The sequence below is a fragment of the Mycobacterium sp. IEC1808 genome, from assembly GCF_002101935.1.
Taxonomy (GTDB): Bacteria; Actinomycetota; Actinomycetes; order Mycobacteriales; family Mycobacteriaceae; genus Mycobacterium.
Genome location: NZ_LQPV01000030.1, coordinates 36,523 through 59,294 on the forward strand (window position 1 = coordinate 36,523; position 22,772 = coordinate 59,294).

20 protein-coding genes and 1 tRNA gene are annotated in these 22,772 nt (G+C 64.1%); 10 read left to right on the forward strand and 11 right to left on the reverse strand.

The annotated features are described in order from the left end of the window. The first annotated feature begins 169 nt into the window (after positions 1–169). Genes AWB92_RS17930 through AWB92_RS17940 form a run of 3 tightly spaced genes read left to right on the forward strand, consistent with a single transcriptional unit; the run spans position 170 to position 3,895 of the window. The gene (locus AWB92_RS17930) at positions 170–1,687 is read left to right on the forward strand and encodes a TldD/PmbA family protein (protein WP_085188026.1); all 1,518 of its coding nucleotides are present in this window, start codon (positions 170–172) and stop codon (positions 1,685–1,687) included. Next, entirely contained in the window at positions 1,684–3,057 is a 1,374-nt protein-coding gene (locus AWB92_RS17935) for a TldD/PmbA family protein (RefSeq protein WP_085188028.1), read from the forward strand. The genes AWB92_RS17930 and AWB92_RS17935 overlap by 4 nt, the downstream gene beginning before the upstream one ends. Positions 3,058–3,067: 10 nt before the next feature. Next, positions 3,068–3,895: a carboxymuconolactone decarboxylase family protein gene (locus AWB92_RS17940; protein WP_085188031.1), complete on the forward strand. Its 828-nt coding sequence runs from the start codon at positions 3,068–3,070 to the stop codon at positions 3,893–3,895. A gap of 61 nt (positions 3,896–3,956) precedes the next feature. Here AWB92_RS17940 and AWB92_RS31095 read toward each other — a convergent pair whose 3' ends face one another. Then, a complete protein-coding gene (locus AWB92_RS31095) occupies positions 3,957–4,091 on the reverse strand; it encodes a hypothetical protein (protein WP_277622309.1) in 135 nt (44 codons plus the stop codon). A gap of 904 nt (positions 4,092–4,995) precedes the next feature. Between AWB92_RS31095 and AWB92_RS17945 the strand changes: the two genes are divergently transcribed. Further along, a tRNA-Ile gene (locus AWB92_RS17945) sits at positions 4,996–5,069 on the forward strand. A 159-nt stretch (positions 5,070–5,228) separates the two neighbouring features. Here AWB92_RS17945 and AWB92_RS17950 read toward each other — a convergent pair. From AWB92_RS17950 to AWB92_RS17975, 6 genes are all read right to left on the reverse strand, one after another. Then, positions 5,229–5,624 (reverse strand): nitroreductase family deazaflavin-dependent oxidoreductase, encoded by a 396-nt coding sequence (locus AWB92_RS17950; RefSeq protein ID WP_085188033.1) that lies wholly within the window; start codon positions 5,622–5,624, stop codon positions 5,229–5,231. 43 nt (positions 5,625–5,667) lie between these two features. Continuing rightward, positions 5,668–6,081, reverse strand: a complete 414-nt coding sequence (locus AWB92_RS17955; protein ID WP_085188035.1) for a limonene-1,2-epoxide hydrolase family protein — start codon at positions 6,079–6,081, stop codon at positions 5,668–5,670. 77 nt (positions 6,082–6,158) lie between these two features. Then, positions 6,159–7,274: an NDMA-dependent alcohol dehydrogenase gene (locus tag AWB92_RS17960; protein WP_085188037.1), complete on the reverse strand. Its 1,116-nt coding sequence runs from the start codon at positions 7,272–7,274 to the stop codon at positions 6,159–6,161. Continuing rightward, positions 7,271–7,471 (reverse strand): ferredoxin, encoded by a 201-nt coding sequence (locus AWB92_RS17965; RefSeq protein ID WP_085188040.1) that lies wholly within the window; start codon positions 7,469–7,471, stop codon positions 7,271–7,273. Before AWB92_RS17965 ends, AWB92_RS17960 begins: the two co-directional genes overlap by 4 nt. A 3-nt stretch (positions 7,472–7,474) precedes the next feature. Further along, the gene (locus tag AWB92_RS17970; protein WP_085188042.1) at positions 7,475–9,823 is read right to left on the reverse strand and encodes a CoA transferase; all 2,349 of its coding nucleotides are present in this window, start codon (positions 9,821–9,823) and stop codon (positions 7,475–7,477) included. Between the two features lie 214 nt (positions 9,824–10,037). Continuing rightward, on the reverse strand, positions 10,038–10,727 hold the full coding sequence (locus tag AWB92_RS17975) for a TetR/AcrR family transcriptional regulator (RefSeq protein ID WP_085188045.1): 690 nt from the start codon (positions 10,725–10,727) through the stop codon (positions 10,038–10,040). 282 nt (positions 10,728–11,009) lie between these two features. Here AWB92_RS17975 and AWB92_RS17980 point away from each other — a divergent pair, with 282 nt between their 5' ends. The 4 genes from AWB92_RS17980 to AWB92_RS17995 all read left to right on the forward strand — a co-directional run bounded on the left by AWB92_RS17980 (position 11,010) and on the right by AWB92_RS17995 (position 16,243). Further along, the gene (locus AWB92_RS17980; RefSeq protein ID WP_173817443.1) at positions 11,010–12,236 is read left to right on the forward strand and encodes a cytochrome P450; all 1,227 of its coding nucleotides are present in this window, start codon (positions 11,010–11,012) and stop codon (positions 12,234–12,236) included. A gap of 63 nt (positions 12,237–12,299) precedes the next feature. After that, entirely contained in the window at positions 12,300–13,505 is a 1,206-nt protein-coding gene (locus AWB92_RS17985; RefSeq protein WP_085188047.1) for an amidohydrolase family protein, read from the forward strand. Positions 13,506–13,565: 60 nt separating this feature from the next. Next, entirely contained in the window at positions 13,566–15,053 is a 1,488-nt protein-coding gene (locus AWB92_RS17990; protein WP_241523503.1) for an aldehyde dehydrogenase family protein, read from the forward strand. 17 nt (positions 15,054–15,070) lie between these two features. Then, entirely contained in the window at positions 15,071–16,243 is a 1,173-nt protein-coding gene (locus tag AWB92_RS17995) for a CaiB/BaiF CoA-transferase family protein (RefSeq protein ID WP_085188051.1), read from the forward strand. Between the two features lie 83 nt (positions 16,244–16,326). Here AWB92_RS17995 and AWB92_RS18000 read toward each other — a convergent pair whose 3' ends face one another. The 4 genes from AWB92_RS18000 to AWB92_RS18015 form a co-directional block, all read right to left on the reverse strand. Next, the gene (locus AWB92_RS18000; protein ID WP_085188053.1) at positions 16,327–16,593 is read right to left on the reverse strand and encodes a UBP-type zinc finger domain-containing protein; all 267 of its coding nucleotides are present in this window, start codon (positions 16,591–16,593) and stop codon (positions 16,327–16,329) included. A gap of 130 nt (positions 16,594–16,723) precedes the next feature. Continuing rightward, on the reverse strand, positions 16,724–17,236 hold the full coding sequence (locus tag AWB92_RS18005; protein ID WP_085188055.1) for a general stress protein: 513 nt from the start codon (positions 17,234–17,236) through the stop codon (positions 16,724–16,726). 8 nt (positions 17,237–17,244) lie between these two features. Then, positions 17,245–17,694, reverse strand: coding sequence for an Hsp20/alpha crystallin family protein (locus AWB92_RS18010; RefSeq protein WP_346962956.1), 450 nt, complete (start codon positions 17,692–17,694; stop codon positions 17,245–17,247). A gap of 445 nt (positions 17,695–18,139) precedes the next feature. Further along, positions 18,140–18,775: a DJ-1/PfpI family protein gene (locus AWB92_RS18015; protein WP_085188059.1), complete on the reverse strand. Its 636-nt coding sequence runs from the start codon at positions 18,773–18,775 to the stop codon at positions 18,140–18,142. An 810-nt stretch (positions 18,776–19,585) separates the two neighbouring features. On the opposite strand from AWB92_RS18015, the gene AWB92_RS18020 reads away from it, so the two are divergent. Both AWB92_RS18020 and AWB92_RS18025 read left to right on the forward strand, forming a co-directional pair. After that, positions 19,586–20,809 (forward strand): MFS transporter, encoded by a 1,224-nt coding sequence (locus AWB92_RS18020; RefSeq protein WP_085188061.1) that lies wholly within the window; start codon positions 19,586–19,588, stop codon positions 20,807–20,809. Positions 20,810–21,082: 273 nt separating this feature from the next. After that, entirely contained in the window at positions 21,083–22,744 is a 1,662-nt protein-coding gene (locus AWB92_RS18025; protein WP_085188063.1) for a PucR family transcriptional regulator, read from the forward strand. The last annotated feature ends 28 nt before the right edge of the window (positions 22,745–22,772 follow it).

Consider the following 22,772-nt stretch of genomic DNA (forward strand, 5'->3'; position numbering starts at 1 on the left):
GTCCGATGTGCTCGGTCTGTAGTGTTTGCCGCGTGCGGAGTGCTGAAGACTGCTTTGGGTACGGTGTGTGGCTGCGGGCAGATATTCGGTGCGGCCAGTCAGATCAAGTAGCGGTGTTCCGCGGGCAGATGGGTGGTGCGCTCTTCGGCGTCAATGGGGGTAAGGCGCGGTGACATTGAACCGGGGGATCGATCCCGACTTCCTGGCCCTGCCGCGCCACGAGCTCGCCGAAGCCGCGTTGTCGGCGGCCAAGGCGGCCGGGGCCAGCCACGCCGACCTGCGGCTTCACCGCCTGAGCAGCGAGATCATCCAGCTGCGCGACGGGGAACTGGAGACCGCCGTCCTCAGCCGCGAGGTGGGCCTGGCGGTGCGGGTGATCGTCGACGGGACCTGGGGATTCGCCTCGCACGCGGAGTTGGCGCCCGCCGTCGCGGCCGAGACCGCGCGCCGCGCCGTGCACGTGGCCACCACGCTGGCGATGCTGAACAAAGAGCGGGTCGAGCTCGCCGAGGAGCCCGTGTACACCGATGCCACCTGGGTGTCGAACTACCGGATCGACCCGTTCGAGATCCCCGGCCCCGACAAGATCGCCGTGCTCGAGGAGTACTCCGGGCGCCTGCTGGGCGCCGACGGCATCGACCACGTGTCGGCGGGCCTGACCGCCGTCAAGGAGCAGACGTTCTACGCCGATACCTTCGGATCGTCGATCACCCAGCAGCGGGTGCGGGTGCTGCCATCGCTGGAGGCGGTGACCGTCGACCCCGCGGCCGGCAGCTTCGACTCGATGCGCACGCTGGCCCCGCCGATGGGGCGCGGCTGGGAAGCGCTGGCCGGCGACGAGGTGTGGAACTGGACCGACGAACTCGCGCAGCTGCCGTCACTGCTGGCCGAGAAGGTCAAGTCGCCCAGCGTGGTGGCCGGGCCGACGGATTTGGTGATCGACCCGACCAACCTGTGGCTGACCATCCACGAATCCATCGGCCACGCAACCGAATACGACCGTGCCATCGGCTACGAGGCCGCCTACGCCGGGACGTCGTTCGCCACCCCCGACAAGCTCGGCACCATGCGCTACGGCTCACCGGTGATGAACGTGACCGCCGATCGCACCGTCGAACACGGCCTGGCCAGCATCGGCTACGACGACGAGGGGGTGGCCGCGCAAAGCTGGGACCTGGTGCGCGACGGCATCTTCGTCGGCTATCAGCTCGACCGGGTGTTCGCGCCGAGGCTGGGGCAGCCGCGTTCCAACGGGTGCTCGTATGCCGACTCACCGCATCATGTGCCCATCCAGCGGATGGCCAACGTGTCGCTGCGGCCCGCTCACGAGGACATCAGCACCGCCGATCTGATCGGCCGCGTCGAGGACGGTATTTACATCGTCGGCGACAAGTCGTGGTCAATCGACATGCAGCGCTACAACTTTCAGTTCACCGGCCAGCGGTTCTTCCGCATCCGCAACGGGCGCCTAGACGGCCAGCTGCGCGACGTCGCCTACCAGGCGACCACCACCGATTTCTGGAATTCGCTGGAAGCCGTGGGTGGTGCGTCGACCTGGCGGATGGGTGGCGCGTTCAACTGCGGCAAGGCGCAGCCGGGGCAGGTCGCCCCGGTCAGCCACGGCTGTCCGTCGGCGCTGTTCCGCGGCGTGAACGTGCTCAACACCGTCAGCGAGGGTGCCCGATGATCACCCCGCAGCACGTCGTCAACATCGTTCTGGACGAGGCGGCCAAACTTGGCGGCGCCAGCGAGACCATGGTGCTGGTCACCGACAGGGTCGAGGCCACGCTGCGCTGGGCGGGCAATTCCATGACCACCAACGGGGTTTCGCTCAGCCGCAGCATCGCCGTGATTTCCATTGTGCGGCAAGGCGACAGCGCACACATCGGCACGGTGGTCTCCGCCGAGGTCGATCCGCGGGTGATTCCGGGGCTGGTGGCCGCGTCCCAGGAGGCGGCCCGCTCGGCTCCGGAGGCCGGCGATGCCGCGCCGCTGCTGGCCGATAGCGGGGTGCCCGCCGATTGGGACGCGCCGGTGCCGGGCACCGGCCCCCTGGTGTTCTCCGACGTCGCCGACTCGCTGAGCCGGGGCTTCCTCGGCGCCGATCGATTGTATGGCTTTGCGCACCACAGTGTTTCGACGACATTTCTCGCGTCGTCGACCGGCCTGCGCCGGCGCTACACCCAGCCCACCGGCGCGCTGGAGATCAACGCCAAACGCGGCGACGCCAGCGCCTGGGCGGGCATTGGCACCGCCGACTTCGTCGACCTGCCCACCGATTCGCTGCTCGAGCAACTCTCGACGAGGCTCGATTGGGCCAAGCGCAGCGTCGCCCTGCCCGCCGGCCGCTACGAGACGATCATGCCGCCGTCGACGGTGGCCGACATGATGATCTACCTGGCCTGGTCGATGGCCGGGCGCGGCGCGCAGGAGGGGCGCACGGCGCTATCCGCGCCCGGCGGCGGGACGCGGGTGGGGGAGCGGCTCACCGAGCTGCCGCTCACGCTGTTCTCCGACCCGATGGCACCGGGGCTGGCGTGCACCCCGTTCGTCGCGGTGAGCGCCTCCTCGGAGACGATGTCGGTGTTCGACAACGGCATGGAGATCGCCCAGGTGGACTGGATCCGCGACGGGGTCATCAATGCGCTCGCCTATCCGCGGGCCACGGCCGAGAAATTCGACGCCACGGTGGCGGTCGCCGCCGACAACCTGGTGATGACCGGCGGGTCGGCCGAGCCCGCCGACATGATCGCGGCCACCGAGCGCGGCCTGCTGTTGACCACGCTGTGGTACATCCGCGAGGTCGACCCCACCACGCTGCTGCTCACCGGCCTGACCCGCGACGGCGTCTACCTGATCGAGGACGGCGAGGTGACCGCGGCCGTCAACAACTTCCGGTTCAACGAGAGCCCGCTGGACCTGTTGCGGCGGGCCACCGAGGCGGGCGTGAGCGAAAAAACGCTGCCGCGGGAGTGGGGCGACTGGGCCACCCGGGCGGCCATGCCGTCGCTGCGGATACCGGATTTCTATATGTCGTCGGTGAGCCAGGCGCAGTAGCGTGTGACGAATGCTGACGCAATTGGTCTCGTTATCGCCGGGTGATGGGCGTGTTGCGGGCCTGGTCCGGCGGGTGTGTGCGCAGACGATGTCGCTGCCGCCGCTGCCCTCCGCGGTCGAGGTTTCCGAGCCCGCGTCGGAGGCGGAGGCCGTCGTCGCCGAGTTCGCCGAGCAGTTCAGCGCCGACGTCTCGGCGATCACCGGCGAGCAGCGGTCCCGATTGTGGAAACAGCTGGGGGATAGCACCTTCAGCGTGGTGACGCAGATGTACATCGCGGACTTCGTGCCGCGGGTGCGGGCCGGGCTGGAGGCGCTGGGCGTCGGCTCCGAGCACCTCGGCTGGGTGAGCGGGCCGGTCGAGTGGGACAACACCACCGAGCCCTCGCACGTGGTGTTCAACGAGTTTCTGCCCGCGGTGGCGCGGATGCGCGCGCTGGACCCGGTCACCGCCGAGCTGGTCCGGCTGCGCGGCGCCGCGCAGCACAACTGCCGGCTGTGCAAATCGCTGCGCGAGACCACCGCGCTCGACGCCGGGGGATCCGAGTCGCTGTACGGCGACATCGAAGGGTACGAGGACTCAAGTCAGTTAACCCGCCGCGCTAAAGCAGCGCTGCGTTACACCGATGGGTTAATTTGGACGCCTGCGCACCTCGTCGCCGACGTTGCCGCCGAGGTGCGCTCGGGGTTTTCCGAGGCCGAGGCCGTCGAGCTCACCTTCGATGTCATGCGCAATGCGAGCAATAAGGTCGCCGTGTCACTGGGCGCCGACGCCCCGCGGGTCGAGCAGGGAACCGAGCGTTACCTGCTCGACGCCGACGGGCAGACGGTTTTCGCCTGATGGCGGCATGCGATCGAGGCGCCGTGGCGTGCACGGCACCTCGATCGGCTGCAGCTGCGGTCTAGCCGCCGCCTCCGCCGCCCGCGCCGGCGTCGCCAACGTTGTAGTAGTAGTCGACGTCGTTGGGCTCGGCGCTGACCGTGGCCTTGGCCGGGTGCGTTGCCTCGGCGATCGCTACCACGGGTGCCGCAGCCATGGCTGCGATGGCGAGCGCCGCAAAGGCGGTTCGCGCGCCAAGGCGTCGAGGACAATCGGCCGTAGTTCTACTCATTCGCTATTTCCTCTCAGGCTTCTTTGACTGTTAGTAATGCGCGCATTAATCGGAGTGTGCGCCCCGGAATCACCACCGACGGCCCAACAAGGTAACGGGAAAGTAAATGAAAAATACTCTTTTGTTTCAGCGGGGTTGGCCGGGGGGTGAATCGTTATTGGCTTACCGGGCGACGCATTAGACGGGGCATTGGAACGTAACTCGTTGGGATGCAATACAACCCGCAGGCACGGCCTCGCCGGGGCGAATTCAGGGGCCGCCATCCGGCGGCCGCGAGTCCCTGCGAAGTGCAATCGCCTCCGACCTGCGTGAAGGCGCCGCAGCATCGACAGAACTTTGCGGCTGCGGCATCGCGTTAAGTTCGCGTTAGCATGACAAAAACCGCGGTTGAGCAGTTCTTACAACTAGACTGGTAAATTGCTTCTGGCCGCGAACAGGCCGTCTGATCCGCAATTCACACGTCCAGAGCCGCTGAAACACAAGCCGATTACGGGCTGTGGTAAGGAGAACCCGCGGTTGGCGGTCGACGCGTGATGGTTATCGACAGCGGCGCGGCGCCTACAGGTGCGATTCGTGGTCACGTGTAAACGCTTTTGCTGCGGCCGGGCCCGGTCCGGACGCGCACCTTCTTTGTGCAAACTGGCCGGGGCTCACCTGGCTAACCGCCCTGTTGTGAGGGCGCCGAAACAATCCGCAACATTTGATCGGGCCTCGATGGCGGTTCGCCGGCGACGCCGCCAGCGCTCGCGGGCGCGTCGGCGCGTGAGGCACCATGCCGCCGCTGGCCAACGAGGAGCGCTAGGGTGATGCTCGCACGTTAACCAGACCGGGGGCGGTAGCTCAGTTGGTTAGAGCCGCGGACTCATAATCCGTTGGTCGCGGGTTCGAGCCCCGCCCGCCCCACTCAGTACGCGTGACCTCGGCTGATGCGTGACAGTTCGTCTTCGGCTGATGCGTGACAGTGGTTTCGGTTGATCCGCGACGCTCCTGGCGAGCCGCTTGGAGCTGCTGCGTTCGCGTCGGTATTGGGGCACCGCGGACTGGGTAGTCGTGACCCCGAAGTCACTGCGTGGAATCGACCTTGGTCAACACCATCGCCGCTTCGTTGTACGGAAACAGGCGGTAGAACATCCCCGATGGCCCCGAGACAATCGCTGCGCCCTCGGCCTTACTCACAAGACGAGGATTGACCAGCGCGATACTCCTGCCGCGCCTGTGCAATACCGCCTGTCCGCCGGCCAAAACGTTCTTCACCCAGTCCGAATGCAGCCCGTACCCGATGAGGACGAGGAAGCCGTCGGGGGTGGGAAAGACCAACAACGGCGTGCGATAACGCCTGCCTGATGTGCGTCCGACATGTTCGAGCGTCCCTTGGCACGGAAGCCACGGCGTGATCGACCGAGCCGCTGGATTGGTGACTCGACGATTGAATTTGGCGACGGCCCTTGGCACCCGCATGGTTCCCCATCCTCAGCTAAGTTCACACGATCGACGTGATGACTCATGCGGTGGCGGGCACCAGGGCGCTGATGTCCTCGCCTTGAAGCAGCTTGATCGTCAGATTCAGGTCAAAGTAGTCGGTCCAGCGTGTGATCCTCCCGTCGCCATCGACGACGAAGGTCCCCATTACGGGGATGGCCGCCTTGCGTCCATCGGGAGTCTGGATGTAGTCCAGGCGTTCGGTGAGCACCACGGAACCCTCGCTGGCGAGGTTCACGATCTCGAATGCGTAGGCGTCCGGGAACATAGCGAACTGGGCGGCCATGTTCTCCACGATGGCGTCCGGTCCGGTGAAGGGAGGCATTCCCACGTTCTGATAAACGGCCCCTTCGGCGAGGAGGGGACGTAACGCTTCGGCGTCCCGATTCTCCATCAAAGCGCAGAACTGCCGGACGACGTCGGCGGGCGAAGACATGAAATGTATCCCTTCACTGCGAGTAGGTGAATCAACTGCGCGCGCTGGAAGATGATGCGGATCTGCCTCTGGACACATCAGTGCTCGTGGATGATCACCCCGCGGATGTTGCGCCCGGCGAGCATGTCGTCGTAGGCCTCGTTGATGTCGTCGAGTTTGTACTCGGCGGTGACGGTTTCGTCGAGCAACAGCTTGCCGCTTCGATAGAGGCTGATGAGTCGAGGGATGTCGGCCCGAGGGTTGGCTTCGCCGTACAGGCTGCCCAGGAGCCGCTTTTGGAACAGCGTGAACAACGTCAGCGGCAGGGTCGGCGTCACGTCGGACATCGACGCCAGGGCGGTGGCCACCACGGCGCCGCCCTTGCGCACCACGTTGAGCGCGTCGTTGATCATCGCGCCCTCGAGCACGCCTGGCGTGAGGATGGCCGAGTCGGCCATGACCCCGCGCGTGATCTCGCCAACTAACTGGGTCGCTTCCTCCATCGAGGTCGCAAAGTGCGTGGCCCCGAACTGAAACGCTTTGTCGCGCTTGCCCGGCTCGATATCGACCACCACGATTTGCTCCGCCCCCGCCAGGCGCGCGCCCTGAATGGCGCCGCTGCCGATCCCGCCACAGCCGACAACAACGACCACGTCGCCGGGGCTGACGTTCGCGGTGTTGACGGCCGAACCCCAACCGGTGGTAACGCCGCAGCCGAGCAGACACACGCGCGACAACGGCACATCGTTGTCGATCTTGACCACAGAGGCCTCCGACAACACGCCCCACTTCGCGAAACTGCCGACTCCGGAAAGTGCTCCGATGCCCTGGCCGCGGGCTCGCCGCCGGAAGGTGCCGTCGGCTTGCACTCCCGCAAGGATGGTCGCTCCGAAGTCACAAAGGTTTTGACGGCCCGTCGCGCACCAGCGGCAGCGACCGCAGGCCGGCAGAAATGACGTGACGACATGGTCTCCCACCGCCACATCGCGCACTTCCGGACCGACCTCGCGAACGATGCCGGCCCCTTCATGCCCACCGATCAAGGGAAAGCTCACCCCAAACATGTCACCGGTGCGGATGTGATGATCGGAGTGGCACAAGCCGGTGGCTTCGAATTCGACCAGTAGTTCACCGGATTGCGGCGGATCGAGTTCGATCTCTTCCACCGACCACTTCTCGTTCAGCCCCCACAGAACTGCTCCGTTGGTCTTCATGGCGACTCCCTGACGATATGTATGGCACGCTCCGGACAATTCGCGATCGCATGGTGCGCCCGATCTTCCCACTCCGGCGGTATGTCAGTGACGGTGACGAAGGCGATCCCGTCGTCGTCGATATCGAACATCTCCGGATATGTTGCGTAACAACGGCTGTGGCCCTGGCACATTTCCGCGTCGACACGAAGCTTCACCGTTCAGTCCAATCCGCCCGGTCGGGTCCCGATGACGCCCTGCTCTTTCAGCGCCGCTATTGACGAGGCGTCGAGGCCTAGGAGGTCACCGAGGATAGCCGCGTTGTGCTGTCCCAGGGTCGGTGCCGCCGACCGATACCACTGTTGAACGCTGCGGTACTTGAAGGGAATCGCCGGCACGTTATGCCGTCCCACGACGGGATGGTCGAGACTTTCGAAGAAGCCGCGCGCAGCAAGTTGTGGGTGCCTCGAACCGACCCTGGCGTCTGCCAACTCCGCAGCGGGGACGCCGTATTCGATAAGCAACTCGGCGGCGGCCGACGCATCTTGCCGGCCTGCCCATTGCTCGAGATGCTTGTCGATCACATCATGTGCCTCCGCGCGCCCCTGGTGGGTGTCCAGCGCGGGATCGTCTGCCCAATCCGGGTTGCCCAGCGCGGACTTCAGTAGGCGCCACTGCTCGTCGGTCGCGACCGAAATGGCCAGCCATCGCTCCGTTCCCGCGCACTCGTAGAGCCCTTGTGGGGCGGCGTCACGGCTGCGATTCCCTTGGCGCGATATGAGATTTCCGTAGGCGGTGAATTCGACGACCTGCTCGGCGGCTGCGTTGAGCGCGGCCTCCACCATCGACACTTCGATGAACGAGCCACGTCCGGTTAGATCACGATGCCGGAGGCCGGCGAGCATGGCGAATGCGGAGTGCATTCCCGCCAGGGGATCGCACGGGCCGCGGGGGATTCGCGGCTGGTCGTACTCATGGCCGGTCACCCACGCCATCCCAGTCATCTGTTCCATCGTCTGCGCGAAGCCCACGTTATTGCGCCATGGACCGTCGAGCCCGAACGCGGGCATTCGAACCATAAGTATTCGAGGGTTGAGCTCGCTGATGCTCTCCCACGTGATGCCGAAATTGTCGAAGACGCGTGGCGAGAAGTTTTCGACAAGGATGTCGGAGCACTTGACGAGTCGGAAGAAGATCTCCCGCCCTTGCTCAGAGGCAAGGTCAAGGGTGAGTCCGCGCTTGTTGGCGTTGGTCGACAGGTACATCCCCGATCGCTCCCACCACTGGTCCTGCTCGGCAAACGCGGCGGCCGCCATGCGTGCGCCGTCAGGGTGAGCCGTCGACTCCAGGTGAATGACCTCGGCCCCTAGTGCGGCGAGCATGTGGGTGGAGGAGGGGCCGGCCCACCACGCGGTAGCGTCGAGAATTCGCACGCCATCCAGCGGAAGTCCCGGTGCACGGTCGGCGGCAGTCGCAATCCTGCTGTGGGAGGGTGGATTTGCCATTTCGCCGAGCGCCGGAGCGCCGGAGGTGGGAGCGGGTCGCTGACCATTTATCCGGTACGGCGCCAACGGGTGCATGAAGCAGCCGTCGGCGTAGGTGCCCCACACGCCGCGCGCCGCGAACTGTGGGTGCTCCAACACGGTCTGGCCATTGTTGACTGGTGAGACGGGAATCCGCAGATCGGAGGCCAACGCGACGATCTCGTCCGTGGAATGTTGCGTCGTCCATTCCCGCACAATCCGATTCCACTCCTCCCGCCGTTCCCAGCGCGTCGTTGCGAGTGCCCACGCCGGGTCATCGTCGAGAAGGTCCAATCGGCCGATCATCGCGAGGAACGACTCGAATTGCTGGCGCGTGTTGGTGTTGAAGCCCACCCACCCGTCCGCGGTCGGTTCGATGGAAGGGATTTCAACCTGTCGGGCGGGAAGAGTCAAAGGGGGGCGACCGGCCAGCTCGTGGTAGACGTCAGCGAATCCGCTGGCGCTGAGGTGGCAAGCCTCCAACAACGAGCAGTCAACGATTTCACCGGTTCCGCCGAGTTGAACCCGCCGCAATGCAGCCAGCGCCCCGACGGCGGCATAACTGGCCATCACCCATTCGAAGACTCGACCCCCGGCTTGAATGGGCGGCTGGTCCGGGCGACCTCGCAGCGCCAGGGTTCCGCTCTCGGCCTGGATCGTGAATTCCGTCGAGGGCCGGTCTCGATATGGTCCGGTCAACCCGTACGCAGACAACGCCACGATCACCAGGTGTGGCGCACGCCGCAGGAGGGCCTCGCGGTCGAGAGCACCCGGGCCTAGAGAATCGACGAACACATCGGCGGAAACGATCCAAGCCTCCACGTCGGGCAGCGCAGTGCCGACGACCGAACGCTTGCCGGCATTCAAGAATTTGAACAGCGCGTCGGCACCGATTCGATCGCCAAACGTCCTGCGGCGGAACGGATCCCCGTCCGGAGCTTCTAACTTTATGACCTCCGCTCCGAGGTCGGCGAACAACTTGGTGCAGTACGGGCCGGTGATTTCCGTCGCCCACTCGACAACACGAACCCCACGAAGCGCGTTCATCGCCGGGCAGCTTTCCGCGTCATCGCTTTCGGGAGCGAGTTACTCGCACCGATGAGTGCACACGCCACCCACTGTCCTCACGCTCGTGCCGATCGAGCAGGGTGCTCTGCATCCGCTTGGCTGCGGCCCGGCTGGCAACGACGCTAGCGACGGGAAAGCTCGGCTGTCAAGTGTGACTCGATAACCGTGTCCGGAGTTGAGTTCGTGGGAGCTTTCAGTCGGCCCCGCGCACCTTCGCGGACCGTCGTGTCCGCCCGCCTCGCTTGGTCGTCGACTTGCCCTCCGATGTGCTTACGCCTTTGGCGAGAATGCGCGAACCCAGTTCGATCTGTGCGCGAATGTCCGGCTCGCCGGTACCGAACCAGCGTGGGCCGAGGCTCGTCGTGAAGATAATGAAGTTAGCCAGCAGCTCGGCGAACAAGTCGGCGTCGACGTCGGCCCCGATCTGCCCCGCGGCTTGATAGTGGCGAACGCCTTCGGCAATAACGGCTGTACGACGTGCGTGGTTTGGCTGCAGCACACGCAGCGAGAAGTCCGGGTCCGACAACGCCCGACCGGAAATGTCCCAGCCGGGAACACCGCTGTCCCGGTCATCGATTCGTAGTCTGGCAAAGAAAAGCTGCTCGATATAGTCCTCGAAGCGTGCGGGCAGGTTCGCCACGACTTGCTCTTCTGCCTCAGTGACGAGGTCGGCGATCTGGCGAGAAACAACTTGCTCGAAGATGCCCCGCTTGTCCCCGAAGTAGTGGAAAAGCATCGCCTCCGAGCAGGCAGCGCGACGGGCGATCTCCTTTGTCGCCGCGGCCGCGTATCCCGCTTCGGCGAAGACCTCGGCAGCCGCTTCAAGGAGGGCTCGTTGTTTGCCGTCCTTGTCGCGAACTCGCCGCCGTGCGCCTGCAGTCATCACACATACCTTAGCGAGCAGCACTCGACCGGGAAGAAGCTTGCTCACGCGTCGCCCGCGGTATCGCCCGCTTCCCTTGGGTCCACCCTTCCGGCCCGCGACGTTATCGAGTGCCACTTGACTCTGCGTAACGGACGACTTACTGTGCTGCGAAAGCAAGTTTCGGCGTGTGCGAGAAATCCGAGGGCCGGCGCAGATGGCACATGGACGGTGGCGCGACCACGGTGTCGCCAGCACGTTGACGCCCCGCATGCCTAGTTCCGGCGTCGAAAAGGACTGCACATGGTGAGCAAATCGCCGGAGGAACACGCTCGGAACCTCGATCTTCGTCATGAGGATTTCAACGACCAAGAATTCCTCTACGAGGTCTACGGAGTGATGCGGGAGACGGGACCGTTCAGCCACCAGGATGTCCCATTCCTGGGCCCGACGCCGGGGGGCGCGTGGGTCGCCACCCGCTACAACGAGTGCTACGAGATTTTGCGGGATTGGCGCAGCTTCTCCAGCAAGCCCCTTGGGCTGGGGGGCAACCCGATGTCGTTCGGCGACATCGTGATCACCTTGGATCCGCCACGGCAGCAGCATCTTCGCAAAGTCCTCAACCCGTATTTCTCTCCTGGCCGCATGAAGGATTTGGAGCCGCAGGTGCGCGCGGTCACCGACGGGCTGATCGACAACTTCATCGAATTGGGCCGCGGCGATCTCGCCGACGTCGCCTGGCAGCAACCTGGGATCGTGTTCTTCCGGTATCTGCTCGGTATGCCCGTTGAAGACGTGCCGCTCTACATCGAGACGGCCGACCTCGCGATCAATGGCGAGAGCGAAGAGATCCGAAACGGATCGATGACGAATCTCTACCTCCGCGTACGCGACGAGATCGACAAACGTCGCGGTGAACCGCAGCGCGACGACCTCATCGATGTCCTGCTCTCCGCCGAGATTGAAGGCGAGAAATTGAGCTTCGACGACGTGGTCGCGAATGTGATGCTGCTGGTGCAAGCGGGGCTCGAAACAACCTCTAGTGCAATGTCGTTCGCCTTCTTCTATCTCGGCACCCATGCTTCGGAGCGCGACCGGCTGGTACACGAAGTGGGGCTGATGCCCATGGCAATAGAGGAATTCATCCGGTTCGCCGGTTCGGTCCACGGATTGCATCGCTCAGTCGCGGAAGAGGTTGAACTGAGCGGGCAGAACTTTTGCCCGGGGGAGACGGTCGTGGTGAATTATGCGGCCGCCAACCGCGACGCGCGCGAGTTCGACGAGCCAGACAAGTGCATTCTCGACCGACAGACAAACCGGCACCTCGGGTTCGGGGCCGGTGTCCATCGCTGCCTAGGTTCTAATCTCGCCCGGCTCGAGTTTCGGGTGGGGGTTGAGCAGACCCTCAAACGGATACCCGACTACGCCATTCCGCCAGGGGCGAAAGTTGATTTTCACGGGAACTCGGTGACGCGGGGCTACCGCTCGCTACCCGTCGTCTTCACGCCCGGCGTCCGCGTCGGCCAGTGAAGGACGCAGTCAACGCAATAGCGAATTGACAAAGTGATGGCATAAAAGTTCAGGGAGGAACCCATGGACAAGCAAGATCTGCAATGGATGATCTCCGTCGATGACCACATCATCGAGCCGCCGAACCTGTGGGTCGACCGCGCATCGGCCGCCGACCTTGATCGGGTGCCACACGTCGAGCGCATCGACGGCGTCGATACGTGGATCTACGACCAAGCGCGGGCGTCGGTGCTGGGCATCCTGGTCGCGGCTCACCAAAGGCCGGCCGAATACTCCCCGCTGCCAGTGAATTACGACGAGATGCCCCGCGCATACTTCGACCCGGTGGCCCGCATCCCCGACATGGACGAGGATCATGTGATCGCGGGACTGAACTTTCCGTTCTTCCCCCGGTTCTGTGGCCAGATGTTCGCCCACCTCGGTGACCGCGACCTCGGTCTCAAGTGCGTGCGCGCCTACAATGACTTCGTCATCGACGAGTGGTGCGCGGCGGCGCCCGGTCGCTACATCCCCATGGTCATCATTCCGTTGTGGGACACCCGACTAGCCGTCGAGGAGACGCTACGGTGCGCCGACAAGGGCGCCAAAGCCATTGCCTTCTCGGAGAACCTGCACCCTCTCGGATTTCCGTCCATCCACTCGGGGGCATGGGACGATTTTTTCGCGGTGGTGAACGAGACGAAGATGCCGCTGTGCACCCACATCGGCTCGTCCTCGGTCAGCCCGACCACATCCCCCGACGCCCCGTTCGGGGTTCAGGCGGTCAACATCAACCTCAACCTGGCGAACTCAACCACCGACTGGCTGTTCTCGGGCAAGCTGCAGAAGTACCCCGACCTGAAGATCGTGCTGGCCGAGGGCGGCATCGGCTGGATCCCCTACCTCATCGAGCGTGCCGAACATGTTGCCGCCGATTACCAATACCTGCGCGCCAACAACTGGGCGGTTGACCCGGCCACGATGCGCCTGACCCCTGTACCCACCGACCCCGACATCTTCCCTGAGTCCCCGCGCCAGCTCTTCCGCGACCACATGTACGGCTGCTTCATCGAGGATGACTTCGGGGCGGCTAACCTCGACTCCATCGGCGTCGACAATGTGATGATTGAAACGGATTATCCGCACACCGACAGCCTGTGGCCCAATTCCCTTCAGGCCGCTCACAAGGCACTCGACGGCCGGTCCGACCTCGACAAGTACAAAGTACTGCAGGGGAATGCCCGCCGGGTCTTCGACTTTGAGCCCGCTCCGTACCCGGCGGCGAAGTAGTCGGCACCCGACGGAATTCGTTCGATGCGAGAGTACCAGAGCTTTATCGACGGTAGGTGGTTGAGCGACAACGCCATCGGTACCATCGATGTTATCGATCCGGCCACCGAGGAGTTGATCGGCCGAGTCGTCGACGGTGGACCCAAGCAGGCGGCCATGGCGATCGAGGCCGCCCGGCGGGCTTTCGACGACGGGCCGTGGCCGTGGATGTCCGTCCGGGAGCGGGCAAAGATCATCAAGCGATTCGCCGAAATACTCGACGAGCGCAAAGCGGAGCTTCGGGAGCTAGTCGTCGCCGAGATCGGCTCGACCGGCTTTATCACCGACCTGATTCAGGTTGGCGGCGCCATTGAGGCCGCCCACTACTACGGCGAGTTCGTCGAACACGATGTGACGTGGGTGGAAACACCGGGCGGGCCAAGGGTTTCGGCGACCGGCCTGGGCGGCGTGACGGTGGTCCGGGAACCGGTCGGGGTGGTCGGCGTCATTACCCCGTTCAACTTTCCATTCTCGATCAACATTCAGAAGTGCTTGGCCGCGTTAGCCGTCGGCTGCACTGTGGTGCTCAAGCCCCACCCGTGGACTCCGATGAACGCCCTGGAGCTGGCCAAGATTGGTGAGGAAGCCGGCCTCCCGCCCGGAGTGTTCAACGTCGTTGTGGGCGGTGCCGACGTGGGGGAGGAGCTGTGTACCCACCCAGGCGTCGACATGATTGGGTTCACCGGTTCGACCGCGACCGGCCGACGCATCCGTGAACTATCGGCGGCCACCATGAAACGCGCACAGCTGGAACTCGGTGGGAAAAGCGCGCACATCGTTCTTGACGATGTCACCGAAAGTGATGTAGCGGGAATAGGGTTCGGGCAAGTCCTGATGCATGCCGGACAGGCGTGCACGGTCACATCGCGACTTCTGTTGCCCGAGGGGCTGCTCGACGCGTACGTCGATGGCTTGAAAGCGATGGCGCCGATGATTACCGTCGGGGATCCGCGTGATCCCGCCACTGTCGTCGGTCCGCTTATCAGGGACCAACAGCGCCGGCGAGTCGAATCCTTCGTCGAGTCGGGGCTGCAGGAAGGCGCGTTGTTGGTGGTGGGCGGCAAGCGTCCCGAACACCTCGAACGCGGCTTCTACTACGAACCGACGGCGTTTGTACACTGCCGCAACGAAATGCGCCTGTGTCGAGAAGAGGTGTTCGGCCCTGTTCTGGCGGTGATGACCTATCGCTCGGAAGACGAAGCCATCCGCATCGCGAACGACTCCATCTACGGTCTGGCAGGTCTGGTGATGACCCGCAACGCCGCAAAGGGTTTCAACGTCGCGCGACAGGTCAGAACAGGCACCATCATGGTGCAGACCGTCGCACCCGGTGCCGACCTCGGGGCCAATCCGGGTGACGGGCAGGGTCCCGGCTGGTCTTTGCCGGCGCGTGGCATGTTCAACGGCGGGGGGCCGTTCGGCGGCTTCAAACAAAGTGGACTCGGCCGAGAGCAGGGGCGTTGGGGCTTCGAGGAATACACCGAGCTGAAATCGATCACCATGATGTAGCGGGGAAAGGTCGCGTGATGGAGCTTCTCAGGGACGTCCGAGTCCTCGAAGTGTCATTGTTCTCCGCGGATGCACTAGGCGGCCATCTCGCCGACCTCGGCGCAGAAGTGATCAAGGTGGAGCCGCCTGGCGGCGGTGGTTTCCGCGGTTCGGTGGTTGCCGGCGGCGAGCTGCAGGACTCTCATTGGAACCGCGGCAAGAAGAGTGTCGCGATAAACCTGAAAACGACTGAGGGGCAAGACGCGTTTCGCCGCCTGGCCGCGAAGTCGGCGGTGGTGGTCGACGGTCTGCGTTACGGGACGGCTCATCGGCTCGGCTTCGGCTACGACGACATCGTCGCTGTCAATCCGACGGTTGTCTACTGCGTCCTCAATGGCATGGGCAGCTATGGCCCCTACACCCGATTACCCACGCACGGGCTGTCCTTCGACTGTTTCGCCGGCTTGAGCCCGCCGATAATCGATGCGGATGGAACGCCACGGCTTTCGGGTGCGGCGACAGGGACGACGGGTGTTCTCGCCGGACCTCTGTACGCAGCAATGGGCGTACTCGCCGCGCTGCACGCCGCCGGGCGCGATCGCAAGGCGCAGTACGTCGAAGTAGCGCAGGTCGATGCGGCGATCAACTGGAACTTTCAACACCTCACGGCGCTGGCAAACGGTCGACCGACCTACGGCGAGGGAATCCGCGCTTCGCTTCGCTACCAGTACTACCGAACAAGCGACGACAACTACGTGGTGTTCAACGCCTTGGAGGACAAGTTCTGGCTCAGATTCTGCGAGTCGCTCGACCGGATGGATCTCTACGAACCGGGGCGCCGGAAACAAGGAGAGGATGTCGAGCAAGAGACCCGGCTGCGCCACGAATTAACGGCAATATTCAAAGAACGCACGCGCAAGGAATGGACCGAGTTCTTCATCGCGACCGACATCGCGGGAGCACCAGCATTTTTGGGAGCAGATCTGTTCGACGACGACCACACGAAGGCTCGTCAACTCGCATACCAGCAGGCTCAGCCGGACGGGACGTCGCAGCAATTGATTGGGACGTGCATCAAGACAAAACCCGACGAACGATTTGCACCGCCAGCCGCGCCGCGCGTTGGGCAGCATACGGAAGAGTTGCTCGGCGCCCTGGCGGGCTACAACGCGGCCGGAATGGAGCGCCTTCGTTCGTCAGGTGCAATCTGAACACCAGCGCATCCCCCGCTCACGGCCCTTTGATGTCTGGCGTCTCCGCCTGCTGCGGAGCACCCTGTGCGACGTCGGGGGCGCTAGACATAGTTCTCATGGACGTAGCACCAGCGCCACGTTTCTCCGGACTCCATGGACTGCACGATCGGGTGATCAGTGGCACGGAAGTGCGCATTTGCGTGCCGCATCGGTGACGAATCGCAACAGCCGACGTATCCACAGGTGAGGCATATCCGCAAATGCACCCACTGCGTAGCGAGCCGCAGGCACTCTTGGCAGCCCTTGTGGGTGCGCGGGCTCACTGGGTTGATGGTGACGACATCGGGATCCGTGTGCATCAAAGTCATTGACAGGCCTCCTTGAGCGTTTGTTCTGCGAGTGATGTGTCGAACCATTTTGCTTGCGCCGCAACGGAAGCAAACAGTGAAGCGCTGGGAGGTGGGCGGCGCCTCGTCCACGCGTCGACTTCGACCATTTTCAGCGTGGCGGCGCGTCCCGGTTGCTGTCCTGGAGGAGTTGCAGGGCGCGTCCGGCCACCTCTACGTCGACCACGATGTCGAAATGTCTCGGCTCGAGCGTGGTGACGGTGGAGAAATCGTGTCGGCCGTCTCGCATCGCATACAGCAGCACGCCGATCAGCGCTCCCAACGCGGCACCGAAGACAAGGCCGTAGAACGCCAGGATGAAGCCGGCGATCAGCGGCTGAATCCAGGCGAAAATGCCGAAGATCCAGCCGATCAGCGCTCCGACCAGACCTCCTGAGGCCGCGCCGCGCAGCGCTGCCGTCCCGTAGTTCATCTCCCCGGTGATGCGCTCAACCAATTGCAAATCTCGACCGACGATCGCCAGTCGGTTTGCCTCGAAGTGGCGGTCGACAAGGTAGTCGACCGCTCGCTCGGCGTCGTCGTAATTATCGAAGGTGGCGATGACCTGGCGGGCCGGCTCCTCCGGCCGGACCGCCGAGGCCACCGCGGTGGGATCGTGTGCCATCGTGAAACCTATGCGTCAACCGTCTCGCGTGGCTCCGAACCCGTTTGAACGGCATGCTGTCCGCCGTTGGAGTGCCCGATCTGGACCTTGCGTGGCTTGCTCGCCTCTGAGACCGGGATCGTCAGGGTCAGCACACCCCGGTCGCATGCGGCGCTGAGGTTGTCGGGATCGAGATTCTCACCAAGGAACAGCTGCCTGCGGAACTCACCCTGCGGCCTTTCGTCCACGATGACTTCGTCGCCTTCCTGCCGGATGGGTCGGCGCTGTGCGGTGATCTCGACGACGTTGCGTTCGACGGTCACGTCGATGTCGTCGGGGTCGCTGCCCGGAACGTCGATAGCCACGATGAACTGGTCGCCGCGTCGCAGCGCCTCCATCGGCAACGTTTGCGCGGAGCGCGCTCCGGTCAGAGCTTGGTCGGCCAGTCGGTCGAGTTCGCGGAAAGGGTCAAATCGCATCAGTGTCATGGTTTCTCCTCGGTTGCGGTGTTCGCTGCGCGGAGCCCCGGGGCGGTGGATGTCGTATCGCACCTGGTGAGCTCCGGAACCCACTCTGCCAACGTTGCGTCGGCAGCGCGTGCGCCCAGCGGGTGGAAATTGTTGGCCCCAATTTGTTGCGCCAGCACGACTATTCGGATCGGGACCCGTGTTTCTTTTGAATGCGTTCGTTGCGCACTGCTGCGGCAGCTGTGTGCGCGTGCTCTGGCCGAGACGTGCCAGCGCTTGCGGGCAGCATTCCTGAGGCGCTGAACGAACGGGTCAGGCAGCGGCACAAGTACAGTAGGGTTAGGGCGCTGGGCGAGTTAGGCTTCCGTTCTTCTGCACACCAATGCGTTCCGAGAGAACGCCTTCCGAAATCGGGCACTTTTGCCGGCACCGGCGGAACGTGCCGGGTGGCCACTGCTTACGAGCCGGCCACTTCCATTGCAGCGCCGTCCCTCTCGCGTCGCCGCTGTGCTTCGGACACAGCCAGAAGAGCGCGGGCATCTTCGACCTCTTCACTCGGCGCGGGCGCAAACTGTCGTAAGAGGCGAGCGAATTCTTCGACAATGGTGCTGTAGAACGCGCGCAGCGCGTGCGGCGAAGCCGGTTCGCCGTCCAGTATGGAGGCGCCAGTCTGTTGCAAGGACCGGATCGTCAGATAGGAAGGCAGACTTCGGCCCCGGGCCACACCCGCCTCAAGGAGGGTCCAAGTGCCGCGGCAGACAACCCCCACCGGCTTCCCCAAACTAATGAAGTCACCCACGAACGAGACCACGCTGTCGTGGCTGGAAAGCTGGTGGGATCTCACCATCCCGGGCAGCAGTAACAACGCCTCGTACTCGTCCGCCGACGCGTCGGCCACCGCCCGGTCGACGGTGTACACGCGGCCTGGGTCGAGGTCTTCGTTGAGCGATTCGATCTGCCCCGTACGCACTGACAGCAACTGAGTCTGCGCACCCGCTTGTCGCACCGCATCGCCCGACCCGTCCAGTTCGGTCTGGCCGACGCCGTCCGCCGCAAGCAGTGCGATCCTCGAACCTTGGAGGCGTTCGGCCATGTCGGACTCCAGTCGGCAATGGGGTGTAAACGGGACTTCTAGCGACAAGCATCTGCCTTGCAGACGTCGATATCATGGTCCCGCCCGCGCGAATATGTCAGTCGTTGTTCGCCCCGTTATGACAGGACCGCGGGATCACCCCAAATTGCGTCCCCTTCTGGCAGTCATGTACCGCACGACTTCACTCCGCGTCAGCCCCATATAGGCACCCTTTTCGAGAATTTCCTCCACCGAGAAACCCTGGCTCTGCAGGGCTTGAACGAACTTGATCCTGTTCGACGGGTACTTCTGCACCCTCGGCTTGCGGAACACGCCTTTCGGAACATCGAATCGGGCATGCTGGCGTTCTCGCCTCACCACAACGGGATCACGTCGGTACCTGCCTTCCCTCATGTCCCGAAGGGCTCGTTGCCCGGCCTCGCCCCGGAGGATGACATACTCGGCATTCGTCTTATGCTGAGCAATCTCCGCCACCAGTAGGCCCGCGGCATTGGCACGAACACACGCACGCTTGGTGCAGTACGTGAACCCCAATTCTGTTCGCTCTGGGAGAATTTCGTCTCCGCAGGTCACACATCTCATTTGTCGTCCTTCGTCCATCGCGCGCCAACGAAGAGATCGGCGCCCATAGGACAACGATCGGCTACGCCAGCTAGTTCCTGCTCAACTGTGGCGACACCGTCGGGGTAAAACGGAAAAGCCACCCGCACAGCGTAATTCGGTCGTGTCTCTCTCTCCCGGGGTCTCGTCTGCCCCGCGGGTCTGGGGAGTGGTGCGGCGGCCACGCCAACGTGGCGGAACAATCGAGGGATGTCGCGTGAGTACCCATCGGCGCCGACGGTGTCGAAGCGAGACCGGGTCGCCCTGTATGCGGTGAACTTCTTCATGGCCGACATGGAGGCCGGCATGGGTCCGTTCCTGGGCGTGCTACTGCAGAGCCGTGGCTGGAGCACCGGCACCATCGGAACGGTCATCACTGTGGGCGCTGTTGTCGGCATGCTTGCTGTCACGCCGGCGGGTGCGCTGGTCGACGCCACCAGCCACAAGCGCGCCTGCGTCATCGTCGCCGGTCTTGGTGCCGTGGCGGGCGCCGCAGTCATCCTGACGTCGCATCACTTCTGGGTGATCGCCGGGGCTCAGGCGCTGATGTGCATTTCGGGGGCAACGATCGCACCGGCGATGATCGGCATCACCCTTGGCGTCGCGGGGCAAGCGAGGTTCACCGGTCAGAACGGCCGCAACCAGGCCTTCAATCACGCCGGCAACATGACTGGAGCGGCCATCGCCGGGCTGCTGGGCTGGCACTTCGGATACGCCGCGGTGTTCTGGCTGGCGGCAGGGTTTGCGGCTCTCACTGTCGTCGCCGTGCTGGCGATCCCGGCTGGTCACATCGACCATCACCTCGCCCGCGGGGAGGCGCTCGCCACCGACCAGTCGCGTATCAAGTCGCTGCGGGTCCTCCTCCGGTGCCGGCCGCTGCTGGCGGTAGCGGCAGCGGTGATGCTTTTCCACCTGGGCAACGCCGCGATGCTGCCGCTCTATGGGTTGGCAGTGGTGGCGAGAAACGGCAACCCGTTCATCACCGTGGCCGGCACCGTCGTCATCGCCCAGGCCGTGATGGTTCCCGCGTCGCTGGCCGCCACGAGAATCGCCGAAGTCCGTGGCTACTGGCCGGCGATTTTGATCGCGTTCGCCGCGCTGCCGGCGCGCGCCCTCATCGCCAGCCATGTCATCACCAGCTGGGGTGTGATACCGGTGCAAGTCCTCGATGGCGTCGGTGCAGGCATCCTGTCGGTCGCGGTGCCGGGACTGGTAGCCCGCATACTCAACGGCACCGGCCGCATCAACGCCGGTCAGGGCGCCGTGATGGCTGCGCAAGGGCTTGGTGGTGCGCTGAGCCCGGTGCTTGGCGGATTTGCTGCCCAGACAATGGGATTCGCAACCGCATTCGCCATGCTCGGCGGCATTTCGCTGGGATCATTGATTATCTGGCTGGGTTCCGCCTCGATGCTGCGCCGCGCCGGCGCCAGTTAGCGTGGTAGCCGGGTAGCTACCCGGGGCCGCCGGTTTGTCAGGACCCAACATGTCCGGGCGGAACGTTACAAAAATGGGGTTTGGGCAGCAACAGATGCGGGTACGCACGCCACTTACGGCTTCGCCGGAATGGGCCTCGAGTCGTTCGAAACCAGGGCGCCCCGGTGGCTTACTGGCGCGGGGAGGTGCGCGGCAGGCGACTGGATCCTTTTCACCGCCATCCCGGTGTTAATTCAATCGGGATATCTGTGAGGAGGCCTTCGGGCGTCGCACATGGTGATGAACGCCAATTCGAATATCGCTGACGACCTCGAGCCAAACGGCGCCCCGGTAGGCCTGGCGGCGCTGACCCGAATTATCTTCCATTCGTTGGATCCCGAGGACATCATCGCGGTAGCCACTGAAGGCGCCGCGGTCCTCTGCTCATGCCGAGTCGAGGCGAGCTACTGCGCCCTCGACGAGGAAATGAAGCTGTGCCCACCCTCTCAAACTGAGCGCCCGGAGCTGACAGACGCACTTCAGCGATCGAGCTGGGAGGGCAGGATCGAGCTCCCCCGCGGAGATTGGGGGTGGGCATTTCCTCTATCTCATCGGGATGCTTTACACGGGTGCCTTGTGATCGGCGCCAGTGCCGAGCCCATACCCGATCACTTTCTGCTGCTGCAGCTGCTCGCACTCAGGGCCGGTGCCGCGCTGGCGTGCGCCGAGCTGCAGCAGCGGGAAGTTGGACGGGCCAGCCAACTCGCGGAAGCGAATGAGATCCTCGCCAAAGCGGTGCATCGGCTGGAGGCCCGGACGCAAGCGCATGAGCTTCTGGAGGCGGCGTTGGCCGCCGGCGAGGGCCTGCAAGGCATAGTCGACGCACTTCATCGATTGACGGGACGTTCGGTCTGCGTCGAAGACAGGTTCGGCAACCTCAACGCGTGGGCCGGCCCCGGACGGCCACTCCAGTACCCGAAGCCGAAGCCCGGCCAGCGTGACCAGTTCTTGCGTTCGATCTCTACGCGGGCTGGTCCGGTGCGCTACGGGGATCGCCTATGCGTCCTGATAAAGCCGCGCACGGAAATCCTCGGTGTCGTCGCGCTCGTTGACCGCGTCGACGAGGTCGACGAGGACATGTTGTTCGCCCTCAGGTACTGCAGCAATGTGCTGGGACTCGAGTTATCCCATCAACGCAACCTGGGGGAGCTGCAACTGAATCTGCGCCGTGAACTGGTCGATGACCTGCTGGCGGGTACCGACGAGCACGGGGCCTACGCGCGCGCGGAGGCGCTGACTCATGACTTGCGCCGGCCGCACTATGTTGTGGTGATTCACAGCGGGCGCGGCGCCGACAACGCCAGCATCGCCGCCGTGGGCCGTGCCGCGGCCAACCTCAACCTGAACTACCTGGCGGGCCGCCAAGGAAGTCTGGTCGTCTTACTCGTCGACAGCCATCCGGTTCCCGATGCACTGCACCGCGAGGTCAGCAGACAGCTTGGCGGCTCGACGAGTGCAATTGGCATCGGATCGCGCTGTGATATGCCGGCCGATTTTCCACAGTCTTTACTGAGAGCCCGGCGCGCGCTCAGTGTCCGGCTGAACTCGGCAAATCCCCGCGGAGCGTCTGACTATTTCGAGCTGGGGTTCTACCACTTGATCGATGCGGCCCACGCCGCCGGCGTCGTCGACGAATACGTCCGCCAATGGCTGGGGGCGCTGATCGATTACGACGCCGCGAAAAGCGCTGATCTGGTACACACCTTGAGCCACTATCTCGAGTGCGGTGGTAATTACGACGAATCGGCTGCTGAATTGCACATTCACCGGAGCACGTTGCGGTATCGGCTCGGTCGCATCGCGGACCTGACGGGTCTCGACCTTCGCGATGTTGATACTCGCTTCAACCTGCATGCGGCTACGCGAGTGTGGCGCTTCCTTACCTCGGGTACGTGATCGCTCGGCGGTCGAAGCCATTGCGTTG

Excerpts from the sequence above, each read along its gene's own strand:
- AWB92_RS17935 (WP_085188028.1), top strand. The coding sequence starts at position 1,684 with ATGATCACCCCGCAGCACGTCGTCAACATCGTTCTGGACGAGGCGGCC.
- AWB92_RS17940 (WP_085188031.1), top strand. The coding sequence starts at position 3,068 with ATGCTGACGCAATTGGTCTCGTTATCGCCGGGTGATGGGCGTGTTGCG.
- AWB92_RS31095 (WP_277622309.1), bottom strand. The coding sequence starts at position 4,091 with ATGGCTGCGGCACCCGTGGTAGCGATCGCCGAGGCAACGCACCCGGCC.
- AWB92_RS17950 (WP_085188033.1), bottom strand. The coding sequence starts at position 5,624 with ATGCGGGTGCCAAGGGCCGTCGCCAAATTCAATCGTCGAGTCACCAAT.
- AWB92_RS17955 (WP_085188035.1), bottom strand. The coding sequence starts at position 6,081 with ATGTCTTCGCCCGCCGACGTCGTCCGGCAGTTCTGCGCTTTGATGGAG.
- AWB92_RS17960 (WP_085188037.1), bottom strand. The coding sequence starts at position 7,274 with ATGAAGACCAACGGAGCAGTTCTGTGGGGGCTGAACGAGAAGTGGTCG.
- AWB92_RS17970 (WP_085188042.1), bottom strand. The coding sequence starts at position 9,823 with ATGAACGCGCTTCGTGGGGTTCGTGTTGTCGAGTGGGCGACGGAAATC.
- AWB92_RS17975 (WP_085188045.1), bottom strand. The coding sequence starts at position 10,727 with ATGACTGCAGGCGCACGGCGGCGAGTTCGCGACAAGGACGGCAAACAA.
- AWB92_RS17980 (WP_173817443.1), top strand. The coding sequence starts at position 11,010 with ATGGTGAGCAAATCGCCGGAGGAACACGCTCGGAACCTCGATCTTCGT.
- AWB92_RS17985 (WP_085188047.1), top strand. The coding sequence starts at position 12,300 with ATGGACAAGCAAGATCTGCAATGGATGATCTCCGTCGATGACCACATC.
- AWB92_RS17995 (WP_085188051.1), top strand. The coding sequence starts at position 15,071 with ATGGAGCTTCTCAGGGACGTCCGAGTCCTCGAAGTGTCATTGTTCTCC.
- AWB92_RS18000 (WP_085188053.1), bottom strand. The coding sequence starts at position 16,593 with ATGACTTTGATGCACACGGATCCCGATGTCGTCACCATCAACCCAGTG.
- AWB92_RS18005 (WP_085188055.1), bottom strand. The coding sequence starts at position 17,236 with ATGGCACACGATCCCACCGCGGTGGCCTCGGCGGTCCGGCCGGAGGAG.
- AWB92_RS18010 (WP_346962956.1), bottom strand. The coding sequence starts at position 17,694 with ATGCGATTTGACCCTTTCCGCGAACTCGACCGACTGGCCGACCAAGCT.
- AWB92_RS18015 (WP_085188059.1), bottom strand. The coding sequence starts at position 18,775 with ATGGCCGAACGCCTCCAAGGTTCGAGGATCGCACTGCTTGCGGCGGAC.
- AWB92_RS18020 (WP_085188061.1), top strand. The coding sequence starts at position 19,586 with ATGTCGCGTGAGTACCCATCGGCGCCGACGGTGTCGAAGCGAGACCGG.
- AWB92_RS18025 (WP_085188063.1), top strand. The coding sequence starts at position 21,083 with ATGGTGATGAACGCCAATTCGAATATCGCTGACGACCTCGAGCCAAAC.